At 74.8% G+C, this 15,854-nt stretch carries 14 protein-coding genes; 12 read left to right on the top strand and 2 right to left on the bottom strand.

Going from position 1 to position 15,854, the window contains the following annotated elements; all coding sequences use genetic code 11:
- Positions 1–44 precede the first annotated feature (44 nt).
- From AB0J86_RS06860 to AB0J86_RS06810, 11 genes are all read left to right on the top strand, one after another.
- The gene (locus AB0J86_RS06860) at positions 45–1,073 is read left to right on the top strand and encodes an iron chelate uptake ABC transporter family permease subunit (RefSeq protein WP_363853901.1); all 1,029 of its coding nucleotides are present in this window, start codon (positions 45–47) and stop codon (positions 1,071–1,073) included.
- A complete protein-coding gene (locus AB0J86_RS06855; protein WP_363853662.1) occupies positions 1,070–2,098 on the top strand; it encodes an iron chelate uptake ABC transporter family permease subunit in 1,029 nt (342 codons plus the stop codon). The genes AB0J86_RS06860 and AB0J86_RS06855 overlap by 4 nt, the downstream gene beginning before the upstream one ends.
- Positions 2,099–2,202: 104 nt before the next feature.
- Positions 2,203–3,024 carry an ABC transporter ATP-binding protein gene (locus tag AB0J86_RS06850; RefSeq protein WP_363853659.1) on the top strand — a complete coding sequence of 274 codons (822 nt, stop codon included), beginning with the start codon at positions 2,203–2,205 and terminating at the stop codon, positions 3,022–3,024.
- A gap of 158 nt (positions 3,025–3,182) precedes the next feature.
- Positions 3,183–3,905: a GNAT family N-acetyltransferase gene (locus AB0J86_RS06845; RefSeq protein ID WP_363853656.1), complete on the top strand. Its 723-nt coding sequence runs from the start codon at positions 3,183–3,185 to the stop codon at positions 3,903–3,905.
- Positions 3,898–6,069, top strand: coding sequence for a penicillin acylase family protein (locus AB0J86_RS06840; protein WP_363853653.1), 2,172 nt, complete (start codon positions 3,898–3,900; stop codon positions 6,067–6,069). Before AB0J86_RS06845 ends, AB0J86_RS06840 begins: the two co-directional genes overlap by 8 nt.
- Before the next feature lie 441 nt (positions 6,070–6,510).
- The gene (locus AB0J86_RS06835) at positions 6,511–6,948 is read left to right on the top strand and encodes an RDD family protein (RefSeq protein ID WP_363853650.1); all 438 of its coding nucleotides are present in this window, start codon (positions 6,511–6,513) and stop codon (positions 6,946–6,948) included.
- Between the two features lie 246 nt (positions 6,949–7,194).
- Positions 7,195–7,701: a VOC family protein gene (locus tag AB0J86_RS06830; RefSeq protein ID WP_363853648.1), complete on the top strand. Its 507-nt coding sequence runs from the start codon at positions 7,195–7,197 to the stop codon at positions 7,699–7,701.
- Positions 7,702–8,154: 453 nt separating this feature from the next.
- Positions 8,155–10,119, top strand: coding sequence for an ABC transporter ATP-binding protein (locus AB0J86_RS06825; RefSeq protein ID WP_363853645.1), 1,965 nt, complete (start codon positions 8,155–8,157; stop codon positions 10,117–10,119).
- A 142-nt stretch (positions 10,120–10,261) separates the two neighbouring features.
- Positions 10,262–10,765, top strand: a complete 504-nt coding sequence (locus AB0J86_RS06820; RefSeq protein ID WP_363853643.1) for a sigma-70 family RNA polymerase sigma factor — start codon at positions 10,262–10,264, stop codon at positions 10,763–10,765.
- Positions 10,758–12,239, top strand: coding sequence for an extracellular solute-binding protein (locus tag AB0J86_RS06815; RefSeq protein ID WP_363853640.1), 1,482 nt, complete (start codon positions 10,758–10,760; stop codon positions 12,237–12,239). Before AB0J86_RS06820 ends, AB0J86_RS06815 begins: the two co-directional genes overlap by 8 nt.
- A 133-nt stretch (positions 12,240–12,372) precedes the next feature.
- Complete coding sequence (locus AB0J86_RS06810; RefSeq protein WP_363853637.1) at positions 12,373–13,515, top strand: endo-1,4-beta-xylanase; 1,143 nt, start codon at positions 12,373–12,375, stop codon at positions 13,513–13,515.
- 70 nt (positions 13,516–13,585) lie between these two features.
- On the opposite strand, the gene AB0J86_RS06805 is transcribed toward AB0J86_RS06810, so the two are convergent.
- Positions 13,586–13,786 carry a ferredoxin gene (locus AB0J86_RS06805; RefSeq protein ID WP_363853634.1) on the bottom strand — a complete coding sequence of 67 codons (201 nt, stop codon included), beginning with the start codon at positions 13,784–13,786 and terminating at the stop codon, positions 13,586–13,588.
- 8 nt (positions 13,787–13,794) lie between these two features.
- Complete coding sequence (locus AB0J86_RS06800) at positions 13,795–14,973, bottom strand: cytochrome P450 (RefSeq protein WP_363853631.1); 1,179 nt, start codon at positions 14,971–14,973, stop codon at positions 13,795–13,797.
- A gap of 195 nt (positions 14,974–15,168) precedes the next feature.
- Here AB0J86_RS06800 and AB0J86_RS06795 point away from each other — a divergent pair, with 195 nt between their 5' ends.
- On the top strand, positions 15,169–15,822 hold the full coding sequence (locus AB0J86_RS06795; protein ID WP_363853628.1) for a helix-turn-helix domain-containing protein: 654 nt from the start codon (positions 15,169–15,171) through the stop codon (positions 15,820–15,822).
- Positions 15,823–15,854 lie beyond the last annotated feature (32 nt).

Genomic DNA, 15,854 nt, shown 5'->3' with positions numbered 1-15,854 from the left:
AGCCCACACTGTCCGTAACCCAACCATCGCGCAGCGGGCCACCCCTGGTCCTGCCGGCACCGGCGGCCGTACGGCCCCGGCGCGGCCGGCCCGGCCTGCGCGCGACCGGGCTGGTGGCGTCCCTGCTGCTGCTCGCCACGGTCCTGGTTCTCAGTATCGCGGTGGGCGCCAGCGCGCTCCCGCTCCACGACGTCTGGCAGGGACTCGTACAGGCCGACTCCCCCGCGTACGCCGTGGTGCACCGGATGCGGCTGCCCCGTACGCTGCTCGGCCTGCTCGCCGGCACCGCCCTGGGCCTGGCCGGCGCCGTCATGCAGGCGCTGACCCGCAATCCGCTCGCCGACCCCGGGCTGCTCGGCATCAACGCCGGCGCCTCCGCCGCGGTCGCCACGGCCGCCGCCCTGCTCCCGCTGACCGGCTTCGGCGGCTACATCTGGTTCGCGCTGGCCGGCGCGGCGGCGGTCACCGCCCTCGTCTACACGGTCGGCGGCGGGCGCGGGGCCACCCCGGCCCGGCTCGCGCTGGCCGGGGCCGCGCTCAACGCCACCCTCTACTCGTACGTCAACGCGATGATGCTGCTCAGCAGCGCGTCGCTGGAACGGATGCGGTTCTGGACCGTGGGCTCGCTGGCCAGCGCCGACGGGGCCACGGTGCTCCGGGTGCTGCCCTTCGTCGCCGCCGGGGTGGTGATCGCGCTCGCGGTGGCCCGACCCCTCAACGCGCTCGCCCTCGGCGACGACGCGGCCCGCTCGCTGGGCGCCCGCCCGGCCGCGATCCGGGTCGCCGTCATCGTGGCCGTGACGCTGCTCTGCGGGGCGGCGACCGCGGCCTGCGGTCCGATCGTCTTCGTCGGGCTGCTCGTACCGCACCTCGTGCGGGCGCTCACCGGGCCGGACCTGCGCTGGCTGCTGCCGTACTGCGCGGTGCTCGCCCCGGTGCTGCTGCTCGGCGCGGACGTGCTCGGCCGGCTGCTGGGCCGCCCGGGCGAACTCCAGGTCGGCATCGTCACCGCCGTGCTCGGCGGGCCGCTCTTCCTCTACCTGGTGGTCCGGCGGCCGGTGGCCCGCAAATGATCGTCATCCGTACCCCGGGCGGGCTCTCGCTGCGCGTCCGCAGCCGGGCCCTGGCCGTCGGCGCCGGCGCCACGCTGGTGGCGTTCGCGGTCGGGGTCGTCTCCATCGGCGGCGGCGACTACCCGATGAGCCCCGCCGACGTGCTGCGCACCCTCGCCGGGCAGGGCTCGGCGACGGACAACTTCATCATCGGGGAGCTGCGGCTGCCCCGGCTGGTCACCGCGCTGCTGGTCGGCGCCGCCCTCGCGCTCGCCGGTACGGTCTTCCAGTCCCTGGTACGCAACCCGCTCGGCAGCCCCGACGTGCTCGGCTTCACCCAGGGCGCCGCCGTGGGCGCGCTCGTCGTGGTCGTCGCCGGCGGCAGCAGCCTGGCGCTGTCGACCGGGGCGGTCGCCGGCGGGCTCGGCACCGGTCTGCTGATCTACGCGCTGGCCTGGCGCAACGGCGTGCACGGGCACCGGCTGGTGCTGGTCGGCATCGGCGTCTCGGCGATCCTCACCGGCGTCAACGGCTACCTGCTCACCCGGGGCCAGCTGATGGAGGCGGCCCGGGCGATGCTCTGGCTCACCGGCAGCCTCGACGGGCGCGGCTGGTCCGACGCGCTGCCGCTGCTCGCCGCGATGGCGGTCCTCGTACCGCTCGTGCTGCTCGGCTGCGGGCCGGCGCTGCGGATGCTGGAGCTGGGCGACGACGCGGCGGGCGGGCTCGGCGTACGGGTCGGCGTGTTGCGCCCGGTGCTGCTCGGTGCCGCGGTGCTGCTGGTCTCGTTGGCGGCGGCCGCCGCCGGACCGGTGTCGTTCGTGGCGCTCACCGCCCCGCACGTGGCCAAGCGGCTGACCCGGGCGCCCGGCCCCAACCTGCTCCCCTCGATGGCGGTGGGAGCGGCGCTGCTGGTCGCCGCCGACTGGGCCGCGCAGCGCGTCTTCGCCGGGCACCAGCTGCCGGTCGGCGTCCTCACCGGCGCGCTCGGCGGCGCGTACCTCGTCTGGCTGCTCGCCGCGCAGCGCCGGGCGGGCCGGCTGTGACCGCCCGCACCGGGCCCGGCGGGGCGGACCCGACGGCCCCGGCCCGGCCCGTCGGGGCGGACCACGACGGCGGGCTCGACCAGGAATCGAACGGAGTATCGCGGATGGAACCCGGCGCACCCCGGCTGAGCGGCAGCGGCCTGACCCTCGCCTACGACCGGCGCACCATCGCCGAGGACCTGACCATCGCCGTACCGGACCGGTCCTTCACGGTGATCATCGGGCCGAACGCCTGCGGCAAGTCCACGCTGCTGCGCGCGCTGTCGCGGATGCTGAAGCCGACCACCGGCGCGGTACTGCTCGACGGGCGGGACATCCACGGGCTGCCCGCGCGCCGGGTCGCCCGTACCCTCGGGCTGCTGCCGCAGTCCTCGATCGCGCCGGACGGCATCACCGTCGCCGAGCTGGTCGCCCGGGGTCGGTACCCGCACCAGGGGCTGCTGCGGCAGTGGTCCCGCGACGACGAGCGGGTGGTCGGCGAGGCGATGGTCTCGACCGGGGTGGCCGATCTCGCCGACCGGCTCGTGGACGAGCTCTCCGGCGGGCAACGGCAGCGGGTCTGGATCGCGATGGCGCTGGCCCAGCAGACGCCCCTGCTGCTGCTGGACGAGCCGACGACGTACCTCGACATCGCCCACCAGATCGAGGTGCTCGACCTCTGCGCCGAGCTGCACGAGGAGCAGGGCCGCACGCTGGTCGCGGTGCTGCACGACCTCAACCACGCGGCGCGGTACGCCACGCACCTGATCGCGATGCGCGACGGCCGGGTGGTGGCGGCCGGCGACCCGCGCGAGATCGTCACCGCCGAGCTGGTCGAGGAGGTCTTCCGGCTACCCTGCCGGGTGATCGACGATCCCGAGTCCGGCACGCCGCTGGTCATCCCCGCCCGCCGCCGCCTCGCCGCGACGGCGGCCCGCCCGGCCTGAGCCGTCCCGCGTCGCCCCGCCCGAGCCGTCCCGCGTCGCCCCGCCTGACTACCGCACCGCCCCCTCCCGACCCCGCGCCGCCCGACCCCGAGCCGCCCCGCACCGACTTCCGGACTCCCGCACCGCACCGCACCTCCCGACCCCGCACGAGGAGACGCATGTCCAGCGAGCCCGCCACCCACCCGGATTCCCCCACCGACGCCGATGCCCCGGCGCCCGACGACGACCCGGCGACGCCGGACGCGGCGGTCGTCCGCTACGAGCGGACCGTCGACGGGTTCGGCACCATCCGCATCCGCGAGGTGGAACCGGCCCGCGACCTCGACCTGATCTACGACTGGGTCACCCGGGAGCGGGCCCGCTTCTGGGGCATGCGCGAGATCGGCCGCGACCGGGTACGCGAGATCTACGAGTACCTGGACTCGCTCGACACCCACCACGCGTACCTGATCCACCGCGACGGCGTACCGGTGGGGCTCTTCCAGACGTACCAGCCGGAGGCCGACCCGGTCGGCGAGTGCTACGACGTGCGGCCCGGCGACTTCGGCATCCACCTGATGGTGGCGCCGCCGGCCGGTGACGCCCCCGAGCACGGCTTCACCGGTACCGTGCTCGCGGCGTTCCTGGACTTCGTGTTGGCGGACCCGTCGCGGCGGCGGATCGTGGCCGAACCCGACGCGCGCAACGAGCGGGCCATCGCCCGCCTGGTCCGGGCCGGCTTCGTACCGGGGCCGCAGGTCGACCTGGCGGAGAAGCGCGCCCAGCTCGTCTTCCTCGACCGCGACGCGTTCCGCGGCTTCCCGGGCCGGGACGGGTCCCGGGGCATCCGGGAGGCGGATGCGCACCGGGGCCGCCCGGAGGCGGACGGGTCCCGTGACTGAGCGCCCCGCCGCCCCCGGCGTGTACCGGGACGGGTGGGGAATCCCGCACCTGTGGGGCGACACCGTCGAGGAGCTGGCCCACCTCCAGGGCCGGACCGCCGCGACGGACCGGGCCTGGCAGATCGAGGTCGAGCGCTGGCGCTCCGAGGGGCGGCTCGCGGAGCACCTCGGCCCGGCGGAGCTGGACTGGGACCGCTTCGCCCGTCGGGTACGGCTGGACGACACCGCCCGGCGCTGTTTCGAGCGGCTCGACCCGCCGACGCGCCGCTGGGTCGGCGCGTACGTCGACGGGGTCAACGAGGGGCTCGCCGTCGGCGCGGAGGCCGCACCCGAGTTCGCGGCGACCGGCTGCCGGCCCGGGCGGTGGCGGCCCTGGACCCCGCTCGGCGTCTTCCTCGTCCAGCACGTGCTCTTCGGTACGTTCCCCAACAAGCTCTGGCGGGCGGACGTCGCCGCCGCGCTCGGGCCGGCGGGCACCGTCCTCTTCGGACCCGGGCATCCCGACGACCCCGACGGTTCGGGTGGCCCGGGTGACTCGGGCGGCTCCGGCGGTCTCAGGTACTCGGGCGGCCCCGCCGAACTCGGGCGCGAGGGTCCGGGCGGTGCCGGCAGCAACGCCTGGGCGGTGCCGGGTGACCCTGGGCTCGGCAGTGCCCCCCTGATCGCCGGGGACCCGCACCGCCTGCTCGAACTTCCCGGCATCTACCAGCAGGTACGCCTCGCCTGCCCGGAGTTCGACGTGGTCGGGCTCGCCTTCCCCGGCGTACCGGGGGTGCCGCACTTCGGGCACGCGGGCGCGGTCGCCTGGGCGGTGACCAACGCGATGGCCGACTACCAGGACGTGTACCGCGAGCGGCTGCGCCGCGTCGACGGGCGGGTGCTGGTACGCGAGCCGGACGGCTGGGCGCCGGTGCCGGCGTACTGGGAGCGGATCGAGGTACGCGGCCACCCGGCCGAGTCGGTCGAGGTGATCGAGACTCCGCGCGGCCCGGTCGTCGACGTAGACCGGCGTACCGGCGAGGCGATCAGCCTGCGTACCCCGAGCCGGGTCGAGGCCGACCTCGGCTTCGGCGCGCTGCTGCCGCTGCTGCGCGCGAAAAGCGCCGCGCAGGTCGCCGAGGCGCTGCGCGGCTGGGTCGAGCCGGTCAACAGCGTGCTCGTGGCCGACCGCGCCGGTACGGTGTTGCGGCTGGTCGCCGGGCTGGTCCCGGTCCGGGACGAGGAGTGCCGCCGGCTGCCCGTCCCCGGCTGGGAGCCGCGCTACCGCTGGCGGCCCGGATACGCCCCGCTGCCCCGCGCCGAGTTCACCACCGTCACCGTCGCCGCGAACGACCGGCGGCCCGGGGACGTGGCGGAGTTGGGCACCGACTTCTCGCCGCCGCACCGGGCCCGGCGCATCGCCGCGCTGCTCGCCGACGGGGCCGCACCGGCCGCCGTACACGTGGACGACCGGCTGGCGGCCGAGGTCCTGCGCGACCTGCTGGCCCGGCTCGCCCCCGGCGCGCTCGGCCCGGCCGCGCGGGCGCTGCGGGACCGGCTGCTCGCCTGGGACGGGCGGATGGCCGCCGAGAGTACCGACGCCGGCGCGTTCGCCGCCTGGCGCGCCGCGCTGGCCCGCCGGCTCGCCGCGCACCCGCGCCTGCGCCCGCTGCGCGCCGGGAGCGGCTTCGACCCGCTCTTCGCGCCCTGGACCGACGCGCCGGCCCGGATCGGGTACGCGCTGGACGCGGTGGTGCGGGGGCTGCACCGGCTCGGCGGGGAGGTGGAGCCGGAGGCGGCGGCCGCGCTGGAGGAGGTGGCCCGGGGCGAGGCGCCCGGACCGTGGGGCGCCCGGCACCGGCTCCGGCCGGTACGGCTGCCGGTCGACCCGGCGATCGACGCGTCCGTGGCCGAGGTCAGCGAGGAGGTACGCCTCTCCGGCGACACCGACTGCGTACTCGCCACGTCGAGCCTCCCCGGCGTCTCGGACGCCTGCTGGCGCGGACCGGTCGCCCGCTACGTCTGGGACCTGGGCGACCGGTCGCGCAGCCGCTGGGTGGTGCCGTTCGGCGCGTCCGGTCACCCCGGCGACCCGCACTTCGCCGACCAGCTACCGCTGTGGACGGAAGGTGAGCTGATCCCGGTGGTGACCGAGTGGGGGCGGCTGACCCGGCAACCGGAGTGAGGCCGGACCCGACAGGCCGCCCACGGTGGCCCACCACAAATACAGAGAAAGAGTGGCCTCGGACGGCCGTGGAAGGGACTGATTCTCTGTATTTGTGCGGACCTTGCGGGTGTGCGCGGGGTCCCACTCATGCGGGGCGTGGCAAGGTCGCACACGAACCGGGAAAGAGTGCCCTCGCGCGCTCCCGAGGGGCCTATGTCCCCGCAGTTGTCCCGATCAGGCGCGTGGATCGTCGGCAGGCGACAAGAGCGGACCGGTGCCGGGGGGGTAGCGCAACAACCGGTACGTCAACTCGGCCGCGCCGCAGACGGCCGGCGCCGGCGTCGGGCGGATTTGACCGCTGACCGCACGCCTCGCCGGGGCGAACCACGGGCGGTGGCGTGTGGCCGGTTCCGGGTGTGGGTAGAACACCGGCACCCATCTATCGCAGTGGAGCTGTCGATGACTTCTGTAGCGAGCACGCGCAACGTCCGCGTGACCGGCCGTCGGATCGGGGCCACCGTCATCGACGGCCTCGTCCTCGGCGCCGTCAGCGGTCTCCTCACGAGGCTGTTCGGTACCGAGACCGACAGCTCGGGCTTCGCCCTGACCACGCTGTCACCGGGCGGCAGCCTGCTGCTGCTGGTCATCGTGCTGCTGTACTACACGCTCCTGGAGGGCTTCCTCGGCCGTACGGTCGGCAAGATGGTCACCGGCATCCGGGTGATCGACGAGGCGACCGGCGACCGGCCGGGCTTGGTTTCCGCCCTCGTCCGGACCCTGCTGCGGATCGTCGACGGGCTCTTCGCGTACCTGGTCGGTCTCATCATCGTGGTCAACTCCGACCGACGCCGCCGGCTCGGCGACATGGCGGCGAAGACCCTGGTCGTCAAGGCCTGACCGGGCGCGACCGACCGCGCCCGCACCGAGCGGCGGGATCGGGCCGGACGGGAGCCGTGGTCGATCCCGTCCGGCCCGCCGGTCCCACCCGGAACGCACACCCGGGCGGGACCGGCCATCGACCCCCAGCGGCGCCGCGCCCGGGAACCGCCCCGGCGGCGCCGGCAGCCCTGTTACCGTGGGCTGGCCCACCCCGCGCCGACGGCGGCCTACGTCCGACCGCCGCACCGCAGGGAGAGGTCGGTCATGCCAGCTCAGGCGGTCCCCCGAGGCACGTTCGACCTGCGTACGGCCGCCCACGTCGGGATCTCGGTCGCCGACCTGGACCGCTCGGTCGAGTTCTACCGGGCGCTGACCGGCCGGGAGCCGGCGGTACGGGACGAGACCATGCACGGCATGGGCTTCGCCCAGACGCAGGGGTTGCCGGCGGCCGACCTGCGCTACGCCACCTTCCACCTGGACAACCTCGGCATCGACCTGATCCAGTTCCGCGAGCCGGCCGGCGCTCCCGCGCAGGTGGCGGCCAACCGGCCCGGCTCGATGCACCTCTGCTTCCAGGTCGACGACCTGGCGGCGGTCTACGCCCGGATGCGCGAGGCCGGCGTGGAGTTCCTCGGCGAGCCGTACACGTTCGCGTCGGGCGAGGTGACCCCGGCGGAGGCGCTCGGTACCGAGGTGGCGTACTTCAACGACCCGGACGGGACGAACCTGGAGCTGATCGCGCCCCGGGGCGGCTTCTCCCGGCCGTCCTGACGGCGGGCCGGGCCCGGGGCGTACCGGCGCGGAGCGGGCCGGGAACGACCTACCAGGGACCGACGGGCGGCGCGGAGCCACGGACCGGAACCGACGGACAGCGGGTGCGTCGGCAGCGGGCCGGGCGTCGACGGCCCCCGGAACTGTCGGAGGCGGGAGCTACGCTCCGTGGTGCCTCGATCGCTCATGGTCCAGCACCCGACCCGAAGCCCAGCGGGCGGCACGTCCGCCCCGTCCGGAGCGCCCGTTCGCCGCCGGCCGAGGTCCCGCCGCCGGTCGGACGCTCGAAGTCGGCGGACGCTCGACGCCGGTCACGGCGCCCGCCGCCCGGTCACCACCCCGTGCCCGGCGGAAGCCTCGGCGCGGATCGGAGCCTCGACGCGGGTCGGAGCCTCGACACCCGTCGGAGCGGTCGCGGCGCTGCCCGACCCGCCGGACGAACGGAGAAGCCCCGTGACCGCATCGGCCACCGACGACACCACCCGCGGCGCCAGCACCAGCACCAGCACCAGCGGCGGCCCGACCGCCGCGCGACCCGCGCAATCCGTCCTCCCCGAGCTGCGCACCATGTGGTGGGAGACCGGGGTACGGGCCCGCGCCGACGCGGGCCTGCTCACCGTCTTCGCGGAGCTGCCCCGCCTGGTCGGCAGGGCGCTACTGATCAGCTGGCGGGCCGACCGGGTCCGCACGTCGGTGGTCGCCGCCACCACGGTCGGCGCCGGGGTGATGGCGGCCTTCGGCCTGCTGGCCACCCAGCGGGTGCTCGTCGAACTCTTCGCCGGCGGCCCCACGCCGGACCGGGTCGCGGCGGCGCTGCCCGCGCTCGCGGCGCTCGCCGCCGCGACGGCGGTACGGGCCGGGATGGGCATCGCGATGGGGTACGCGCAGAACGGCCTCACCCCTCGGGTCGACCGCGAGGTCGAGCGCGGGCTCTTCGAGGTCACCACGGCGGTACGCCTCGACGCGTTCGACCAGGACGCGTTCGCCGACGACATGGAACGCGCGTCACGGGGCACCGAGTCGGCCATCTCGCTGGTGCAGGCCGCGATGAACCTGCTGGCGGGCCTGGTCGGGCTGCTCGCCGTGGCGGTGGCCGTGATCGTGATCCATCCGCTGCTGATCGCCGCGCTGCTGGTGGCGACGCTGCCGAACGCCTGGGCGTCGCTGCGCGCCGGCCACCAGCGGTACCAGACCTACATCGCCGGCTCGGTGCGCCGCCGCCGGCTCTGGCTCCTGCACCGGCTCATGGCCGAGCGCGTCTCCGCCCCGGAGCTGCGCTCGTACGGCCTGCGCCGCTTCCTGCTCGACCAGTACGACCGGGTGATGGGCGTGGAGACCGAGATCCAGCTCGCCCTGGCCCGGCGGGTGACCACGACCACCAGCGTCGGCGCGGTGATCGGCGGGGTCGCCACCGGAATCGTGTACGTGCTGCTCGGCGTCCTGCTGCTCGACGGGCAGATCCCGCTGTCGGCGGCGGCGACCTGCGTGATCGCGGTGCAGGCCGCCCAGCGCTCGCTCAGCACCGTGACGGTGCAGGTGGACCGCTGCTACACGGAGGGACAGCACTTCGGCGACTACACCGGCTTCATGAGCCGCGCCGCCGGCCACCTCCCCGACGCCGCGGGCGGCCCGGCCGTCACCCCGCTGACCGAACTGGCGGTGCGCGGGGTCAGTCTCTCCTACCCGGACCGCGACACCCCGGCGGTGGACGACGTCACCCTCACCGTCCGGGCCGGAGAGACGGTCGCCTTCGTGGGCGAGAACGGCTCCGGCAAGTCCACCCTCGCCGCGATGATCGCCGGGTTGCGTACGCCCAGCGGCGGCCGGGTCGAGTGGAACGGGCGGGCGCTGGACGGGTGGGACGCCGAGGGGCTGCGCGCGCGGATCGCCGTGGTGACCCAGGAGTACCACAAGTGGCCCTTCACGGCCGCCACGAACATCGCGCTGGGCGACGCGGAGAGCGAACCGGAGCAGGCCCGGATCGAGCGCGCGGCGGCCCGCGCGGTCGCCCACGACATGATCCGCGAGCTGCCGTACGGCTACGAGACCCTGCTGGACCGGACCTTCGCCCAGGGCCAGGACCTCTCCGGCGGACAGTGGCAGCGGATCACGGCGGCGCGCGGGTTCCTCCGCGACGCGGATCTGCTGATCATGGACGAGCCCTCGTCGGCGCTGGACCCGCGCGCCGAGGACGCGCTCTTCCAGGCCATCCGGGACCGCCAGGGCCGGGCCACGACGATCCTGATCACCCATCGGCTCGCCAACGTCCGGCACGCCGACCGGATCTTCGTACTGCACGACGGCGCGCTGGTCGAGTCGGGCGGGCACGACGAACTCATGGCCGCCGGCGGCCGGTACGCCGAGCTGTTCGCGTTGCAGGCCGCCGGCTACCGCGGCGCGGATCCGGCCACCCGGTGACGGCGTGGCGGGCGCGGGCCCGGCCACGCGGGGACGGCTACGACGGGCGGGTACGACCGGCGGGAAAGTACAGTGACCGGCATGCATTTCTCCGTCCCGGTGCCGGCCGGGTGAGGGTGCCGCCGACCGGAGGAGGGGCGCGATGGCCGACGGCGGATTCGGCGACGCCGAGGAGTTCGCCCGGGCCCGCCTGGATCCGCTGCGCCGCTTCGCGTACCTGATCTGCGGCAGCGCCGCGGAGGCGGACGACCTGGCCCAGATCGCGATGATCGAGGTGTGGCAGCGCTGGTCGCGGGCCCGGGAGAACCCCGAGGCGTACGCCCGGCAGGTCATCGTCACCCGCAACGTGAGCCGGTGGCGGCGGTGGCGGCGGGAGGTGCCGCGCCACGACGCGGACGCCCGGCCGGACGACCCGGCGGGCCCGGTGGTGGACAACGGTGCCCTCTGGCAGGCGTTGCAGGAGCTGGGACGTCCCGAGCGGAGCGTGGTCGTGCTGCATGTGCTCTACCGCTACACCTTTCAGGAGATCGCGGCGATGTTCGGCGAGCCGGCCGGCACGGTCTCCAGCCGGTACGCCCGGGCCAGGCGGAGCCTGCGGGCCCACCTGAGCACTGCCCGGCCGGCGATGCGGAGCGGCCGTGGCTGACCGGAACTGGGCCGGGGAGACCGGCGCCGCCGGGGAGGACGGGTTCGCCGAGGAGGTAGCCGCCACGCTGGCGCAGGCGGGCGCGGCGCTGCCGGCCGTCGCGCCGGACGCGGTCGGGCTGCTCCGGGCCCGGTACCGGCGGATCCGGCGGCGCCGGGCCCGGCTCGCCACCGCCACCGTGGCGGTCCTCGTCCTGACCGTCAGCCTGGCCGGCGTGGCGCTGGTGCGCGGACCGCACCGGCGTACTGCGCCGGCCGGGCCGCCGGCGGGGGTACCGGCCGGGGTGATCCGGGTCTGGACCCTCGCCACCACCGACCCCGATTCCGCGCTGCGGCGGATGGTCGACCGCTACAACCGCACCGCCGAGGTACCGGTCGAGCTCTCCACCTTCGCCAACGACGAGTACAAGGAGCGGCTGCGGACGATGCCCACCGGGCCGGCGGCGCCCGACGTGTTGATGACGTGGGGTGGCGAGCGGCTGACCCGGCTCGCCCGGGAGGGCCGGCTGGCCGAGCTGACCGGACCGGGGCGGCAGCAGCCCGAGGTGGCCGGGCCGTTCCTGCCGCGGGTGCTGGCGGGCGGGGCGGTCGACGGCCGGCAGTACGGGCTGCCGATGAGCGGTACGCAGCCGGTGCTGCTCTTCTACCACAGGGGACTCTTCGCCCAGGCCGGGCTGCGCCCGCCGACCACCTACCCGGAGCTGCTCGCCCTGGTCGACGCGTTCGCGTCCCGGGGCGTCACGCCGATCGCGCTGGGCGGCGCGCAGGGCTGGACCGAGCTGATGTACCTCATGTACCTGGTCGAGCGGATCGGCGGCGCCGCCGTGGCGCGCCAGATCGCGCTCGGGCGCCCGGGGGCGTGGTCCGACCCGGCCGTGCTGGCGGCGCTGCGGACCGTACGGGACCTGGTCGCCCGGGGCGCCTTCGGTACGGACTTCGGCTCGCTCGGCTACGACGACGGCGCCGCGTCGGCGCGGTTCGCGACGGGCCGGGCGGCGATGCAGCTGATGGGGAGCTGGGAGTACCAGAACCAGCTCGCCCGGCACCCGGAGGTCGTCCGCGACGGTGACCTCGGCTGGGTACCGTTCCCGGCGGTGCCCGGCGGGGCCGGCGATCCGGCCGCCGTGGTGGGGGTCCCCGCCCACTTCCTCTCGGTCTCCGCCGCCAGCCCGCACCGGGAGGCGGCGACCGCGTTCGTGCGCGGCGTCGCCTCGGACGAGTACCTGGACGCGCTGGTGGCGACCGGCGAGGTCCCGCCCGTCACCGACCCGGCCCGGCTGCGCGGTACCGCGCACGCCCCGTTCGCCACCGCCGTCCACGGGCTGGTCAGCCGGGCGCCCGACTACGACCTCGCCTGGGACCTGACGTTGCCCCCGGGCCCGGCGGCGGCGCTGAACACCGGTCTGCAGCGGCTGTTCCGCGCGGAGCTGACCCCGGAACGGTTCGTGGCGGAGATGGCGGCGACGACCGGCTGAGCTACCAAGAGCATCAACGTTTGTCAAAGTCAGATGCCCGACACCGGGTGGTGCAGCAAACCGGGTCCCCCGCGGCGTTCGCGTCGCGACGGATCCACCACACCGCAGCACACCACCTGGAGGTTTCCGCGCAATGAGACAACTTCGAATCGCGATGGTCGGCGCGCTCGCGGCCGGCGTCCTGTACTGGGTCGGGCCGTCCACCGCCACGGCCGCGCCCCAGCCGGGCGAGGAGGAGGCCGCCGTCGCGTCGACCCGGACCGGCGGCTCGTACCTGGACCAGTCGCTGCGCGCGCTCGCCCAGCGGCACGGGCTCGGCTTCGGTACCGCCGTCGACGTCGACGTCCTCGGCTCCGACGCGGCGTACCGGGACCGGGTGGCCCGGGACTTCTCCGCCGTCACGGCCGAGAACGCGATGAAGTGGGAGTCGCTGGAGCCGGTCCGGGGCCAGTACAACTGGGGGCCGGCGGACCAGCTCGTCGAGTTCGCCCGGCGCAACGGGCAGAAGGTGCACGGGCACACCCTGATCTGGCACAACCAGCTTCCGGCGTGGCTGACCAGCGGGCTGGCCGACGGTTCGATCGACTCGGCGGAGTTCCGCGCCATCGTCCGCGACCACGTGACGACCGTGGTACGGCACTTCCGGGGCAAGGTACGCGCCTGGGACGTGGTGAACGAGGCGTTCACGGACGGCGCGAATCCCGTACTGCGCGACACGGTCTTCCGCCAGCACCTCGGCCCGAACTACATCGCGGACGTGCTGCGCTGGGCGCACGCGGCCGACCCGGGCGCCAAGCTCTTCCTCAACGACTACGCCATCGACAACGTCAACCCGAAGAGCACCGCCTACTACGAGCTGGCCCGGCAACTGCTCCGGCAGCGGGTGCCGCTGCACGGCATGGGCTTCCAGGGCCACCTCGACCTGCAGTACGACATCCCGATCGACGCGCCGGAGAACCTGCGCCGGTTCGACCAGCTCGGCCTGCAGACGGCGTTCACCGAGGTGGACGTGCGGTTCTTCCTGCCGGTCGACACGTACAAGACGGCCGGGCAGGTCGGCAGCTTCACCACCCTGCTGCGCGCCTGCCTGCTGACCCCGCGCTGCGTGATGTTCACGATCTGGGGCTTCACGGACAAGTACTCCTGGGTCCCGGGCTGGTTCGACGGGCAGGGGTCGGCCACGCCGATGGACGAGAACCTGGCGCCCAAGCCGGCGTACCGGGGCCTGCAGCAGGTGCTCGCGGGCAGCGCCGGCGCCCGCCAGCGCGGCTTCTGACGCGACCCGCGCGCCGCTCCCCCGCGACTGGTCGCCGGGGAGCGGCGCGGCGCACGACGCGCCGGGAGGCTCAGGACTCGACGAGGTCCAGGGCCCGGCTGGGGCAGAGGTGTACCGCCTCCCGTACCCGGTCGACCGTCTTCTCGTCCCCGGGGGTCTCGTCGAGGACGATCACCGTCCCGTCGTCCTCGCGCTGGTCGAAGACGGCGGGTTCGGTCAGCACGCACTGGCCGGCGCCGACGCAGCGGGTGAGGTCCGCCGTTATCCGCATCACGCCGCCTACCAGGTGACCGGGAGGGAGTAGAGGCCGTAGACGGTGGCGTCGTCCTTGAACGGCAGCTCGTCGGGCTCCGCCGCCAGCCGGAGGTCCGGGATGCGGGCGAAGAGGGAGTCGAAGACGATCTGGAGTTCGAGCCGGGCGAGGTTCTGCCCCAGGCACTGGTGGGCGCCGAAGCCGAAGGCGATGTGGTGCCGGGCGCCGCGCTCGATGTCGAAGGCGTCGGGGTCGGCGAACGCGGCCGGGTCGCGGTTCGCGACGTTGCCGAGCGAGACCACCCCCTCGCCCGCACGGATCAGCACCCCGCCGATCTCGACGTCCTCCGTGGCGAGCCGGGAGGTGACGAACTCGGCGATGGTGAAGTACCGCAACAGCTCCTCGACGGCCTGCGGCGTCAGTCCGGGGTCGCGCTTGAGCGCCGCCAGGGCCTCGGGCTGCCGCAGCAGCATCAGCGTGCCGAGCGAGATCATGTTGGCGGTGGTCTCGTGCCCGGCGAGCAGCAGCAGGAACCCGAGGTTCACCAGGTCTTCCCGGTCGGTGCCCTTGGCCAGTTGCCGGCCGAGCAGGTCGTCCGCCGGTTCCGTGGCCTTCTTCCCGATCAGCGCGGCCATGTACTCGCGGATCTCGTTGACCGCCGCGCGGCGCTCGTCCGGCGGGGTGTCGCGGCGCAGCAGCTTCGCCGAGCGGGTCTGGAAGAACTCGTGGTCGGCGTAGGGGACGCCGAGCAGCTCACAGATGACCAGCGACGGTACCGGCAGCGCCAGCGCGGGAACCAGGTCGACCGGGCGCGGGCCGGCGAGCATCTCGTCGAGACAGTCGTCGACGATCTGCTGGATCCGCGGCCGCAGCGCGTTCATCCGCTTGACGGTGAACTCCCCGACCACCGCCCGGCGCGCCTCGCCGTGCTCCGGCGGGTCGAGCCCGATCAGGGACGGCCGACCCGGCACGGCGATCCTGGGTCCGGGCGTGAGCAGCGGAAACTCCGGCCGCTGACGGTCCGAGCTGAATCGCGGGTCGGTCAGCATCGTACGGATGTCCTCGAGGCGGCTCAGCGCCCACGCCTGCGAGCCGTCGGGCAGCGTCACCCGCGCGACCGGCTCCTCCTGCTGGAGCTGGACGTGCTCCTGGGGCGGGGCGTAGGGGCAGGTGCGCTTAATCGAGAGCACCGGAGAAGCGGTCATCGTGCCAGCTCCCATCTCGAACCACTATCAAGCGGGCGAATTTCCCTCCCACGACAAAGCGTACCAGCGAAGTGGAGACTCGTCGTCCACTTAGGAGGCCCTCGGTCCGACGCGCCCACCCGGTGTCACCGCGCTGCCTGCGGCGACGGCGCTCGGCACCGCCCGCGATCTGCATCGAGATGCGACAATTTGCTGATGGCGGCAGAGAGCGAGGCCAGGTTGCGTACCGACGCGCGCCGCAACCGTGACCAGATCATCGCCGCGGCCAAGGTGGCGTTCACCGAGTTCGGCCCGGACGTGCCGATGGAGGAGATCGCCCGGCGCGCCGGGGTCGGCGTCGGCACGCTCTACCGCCGCTTCCCCGACCGCGAGGCGCTGATCCGCGCGGTCGCGCGGGACAACTTCGGCGCCGTCGTGGCCGACGCCCGCGCGGTGCTCGCCGAGGAGCACAGCGCCTGGCAGGCACTGGTACGGCTGCTGGGGCGCTCGCGCAGCCTGCGGCTCACCATCCAGTTGGCCGTACTCTCCGAGGGAGCCCGCGCGGCGGTCAAGGACGACCCGATCACCCAGCGCTACCGCGACGAACTCATGGCGATGCTGGAGGAGATCGTGCGCCGCGCCCAGCGGGAGGGCTCGCTCCGCGCCGACGTCGGCGCCGGTGACGTGGCGGTCCTGGTCTCCCTGCTGCTGCGCCGCGTCCCGGTCGACTCGGAGGTGCTCGCCGAGTCCATGCTCGACCGCGCCCTGGTCCTGATCCTCGACGGCCTCCGCGCCGACCCGGGCAGCCCGCTGCCCGGCCGCCCGGTCACCACCCGGGACCTCACCGACCAGGCGACCCGCTCCCCGTAGCGGGTCGCGCCCACGGCCCGGCCCGCGCCGGC

Origin of the sequence: Micromonospora sp. NPDC049559 (assembly GCF_040676675.1) — a bacterium.
Taxonomy (GTDB): domain Bacteria; phylum Actinomycetota; class Actinomycetes; order Mycobacteriales; family Micromonosporaceae; genus JBFAPK01.
This window is presented reverse-complemented; position numbering and strand designations above follow the sequence as displayed.

Coding starts and splice junctions, on each gene's coding strand:
- AB0J86_RS06795 (WP_363853628.1), top strand. CDS start 15,169: ATGGCGGCAGAGAGCGAGGCCAGGTTGCGTACCGACGCGCGCCGCAAC.
- AB0J86_RS06805 (WP_363853634.1), bottom strand. CDS start 13,786: ATGCGGATAACGGCGGACCTCACCCGCTGCGTCGGCGCCGGCCAGTGC.
- AB0J86_RS06830 (WP_363853648.1), top strand. CDS start 7,195: ATGCCAGCTCAGGCGGTCCCCCGAGGCACGTTCGACCTGCGTACGGCC.
- AB0J86_RS06855 (WP_363853662.1), top strand. CDS start 1,070: ATGATCGTCATCCGTACCCCGGGCGGGCTCTCGCTGCGCGTCCGCAGC.
- AB0J86_RS06835 (WP_363853650.1), top strand. CDS start 6,511: ATGACTTCTGTAGCGAGCACGCGCAACGTCCGCGTGACCGGCCGTCGG.
- AB0J86_RS06820 (WP_363853643.1), top strand. CDS start 10,262: ATGGCCGACGGCGGATTCGGCGACGCCGAGGAGTTCGCCCGGGCCCGC.
- AB0J86_RS06810 (WP_363853637.1), top strand. CDS start 12,373: ATGAGACAACTTCGAATCGCGATGGTCGGCGCGCTCGCGGCCGGCGTC.
- AB0J86_RS06845 (WP_363853656.1), top strand. CDS start 3,183: ATGTCCAGCGAGCCCGCCACCCACCCGGATTCCCCCACCGACGCCGAT.
- AB0J86_RS06800 (WP_363853631.1), bottom strand. CDS start 14,973: ATGACCGCTTCTCCGGTGCTCTCGATTAAGCGCACCTGCCCCTACGCC.
- AB0J86_RS06850 (WP_363853659.1), top strand. CDS start 2,203: ATGGAACCCGGCGCACCCCGGCTGAGCGGCAGCGGCCTGACCCTCGCC.